The organism is Citrobacter sp. wls613 (assembly GCF_005281195.1).
In the GTDB taxonomy this organism is placed as follows: Bacteria; Pseudomonadota; Gammaproteobacteria; order Enterobacterales; family Enterobacteriaceae; genus Citrobacter; species Citrobacter gillenii.
Genome location: NZ_SZXN01000030.1, coordinates 27,569 through 27,986, shown reverse-complemented (window position 1 = coordinate 27,986; position 418 = coordinate 27,569). Strand labels below are relative to the sequence as shown.

Here is a 418-nt window from a genome sequence, read left to right as displayed (position 1 = left end):
TTCATTAACGGTTGGCGTGTCGTCAGTCTCATCACGACCTTTCGCCTGCTCGGCGCTAAATTCCATTTCACCGTCATAGCCGATCCCGCTTTCACGCAGGGAGGTATCCAGCGCGGCAACGGATGCCTGGCGGCGATTGTGCGCGTTGCGGGTAAGGTGGTCGTCATTGTCGCGGATCGTCTTTTCAATGATGTTCGCGGAGACTGGCTTATCGATGCTGTAGCAAAGGCCAACAAACTGGCGGCTCTGGTCGATTTTGGAGGCATCAATCAGGCCATACACCTGATGATGTTTGATCACCGCTTCAATCTCGTCCGTGCTGCCGTCGAGAACAGCCATTTGCGAGCCGTGTTCAATAGGAATCTGACGCAGGCGACCGGTCTCAAGTACACGGAACGTGAAGATATGGCGTTGTTTG

At 54.3% G+C, this 418-nt stretch carries 1 protein-coding gene; it reads right to left on the bottom strand.

Going from position 1 to position 418, the window contains the following annotated elements:
- Positions 1-418, bottom strand: a 418-nt coding sequence (locus FDX01_RS04450; protein WP_137399307.1) for a hypothetical protein, incomplete at both ends; no start/stop codon positions are given.